Source organism: Moorena sp. SIO4E2, assembly GCF_010671945.1.
Lineage (GTDB): Bacteria > Cyanobacteriota > Cyanobacteriia > Cyanobacteriales > Coleofasciculaceae > Moorena > Moorena producens.
On the sequence record NZ_JAAHIE010001196.1, the window covers coordinates 1 to 1,466 of the forward strand.

1 protein-coding gene is annotated in these 1,466 nt (G+C 44.3%); it reads right to left on the reverse strand.

Translation table 11 applies throughout. The annotated features are described in order from the left end of the window. Nucleotides 1-359 precede the first annotated feature (359 nt). On the reverse strand, nucleotides 360-1,160 hold the full coding sequence (locus tag F6K37_RS42135) for an SAM-dependent methyltransferase (protein WP_287257183.1): 801 nt from the start codon (nucleotides 1,158-1,160) through the stop codon (nucleotides 360-362). Nucleotides 1,161-1,466: the final 306 nt, after the last annotated feature.

Genomic DNA, 1,466 nt, shown 5'->3' on the forward strand with positions numbered 1-1,466 from the left:
CAAATTTAAACAAGTTAATACAGTCAGATTTATTTTTGTCCAGGTACTTAGGATGTAAGCCTAGGTAGTGGTACACAAATAGTGATTTTAACACCCGAAATATTGACCAGACCTTCGCCAAAACACTACATCTTTACCACTACCCACGTCCGGTTTTGGAGACGAGTCAGTGGGGTGACTCACTGGCTTAGTTTAATCAACATCAGGTACACGAAGTAGGAGCGGGTTTGTTCCTATGAGCCATCCCAACATCTTCCGTTATTTGCAATTAAACCTGCCCCATTTCTGACACCTGAATCCTTACTCGAGAACAACAAGCCTTAAGTCAGTGCCATTCAAGTTAAGACCGGTTGTTGTTATCAATGACTCTCTTTCCTAGCCGTCACGAAAAAATTACGGGAAACACCGGGAACGTCACGGGGAGGTTGGCATCGATAACGGCCAAAATCTGCGCCTTTTTCTCCAGGCTGAACCACTGATGCCTTCCATCCGAAAGCCGCAAATAGCTTTTCCGGTTCATCACATCCAAAGCGCCAATGTTTCACCAACTCAGTCGGCTTTTGCAACATCTTCACATTGACCAAATCGGCTCCCAAGCAGCTTCCGGTGGTACTCAAGTCTGAAATAGTTTTCAGCAATTGCTTCGCCTCAGCCTGATTCAGGTAATACAAAAGTCCTTCCAGTATCCAGACGGAAGGACGATTCACTTGGTATCCTCCATCGAGCAGTAAATGAGACCAAGATTGGCTAAGATCTGCAGCAATCTCGTGTCGCTGGCACTGAGCTGGAGTCTTCTGGAGTATAGAGTCTTTGAGCGCTAGAACTTCTGGTCGATCAATCTCGTAGAAGTGGGTTTCAGAGGGCCAAGGCAGACGAAAGGCTCGCGTATCCAGGCCAGATCCCAGGAGGACAACCTGGCGCGATTGGGAAATGGAAGACCTTAGAAAATCGTCAAAGAAGCGAGTCCGAACCGTAACAATAGAGTGATTTTTTTCGAGATACTCCTTTTTCCAAGGTTCGAGAAGCGCAAGCACCTCGGCACCTGCTAATTCAGCTGCAAAAGGATCTGCAAACAGCCGATCGGGTCTTGCTGTTTCTATGGCTCGGATACCTGCCATAAAACGGGACGTTCGAGAGACAAAATTATGGATTTCAGACATGATTTAATTTGTTTTTTTAGCTTTCTAGGGTGTGGCTATGATAAATTAGTATAATATAATCGCTCTTAAGCTTACTAAGAAAAGCTTGTAGCGATTTAAAAAAGCAATTTTTATGAAAATTGATTTTGATTGTATTGATGCAATAGCGAGTGGTTTTTTCTATGTGCGTCACCTGTGTCCGCACCTTATAAGCCCCGTGGAAACGACGCCAGTCGCTCATGGATAGAGTATCCACTGATTTTGATTGTAGAGGCAAAACAAAATGATTTCATTAAAGGTTGGGGACAATGTTTGGCAGAATTGGTA

What these genes read in the sequence shown, in the direction of transcription:
- F6K37_RS42135 (WP_287257183.1), bottom strand. Translation starts at nt 1,160, where the DNA reads ATGTCTGAAATCCATAATTTTGTCTCTCGAACGTCCCGTTTTATGGCA.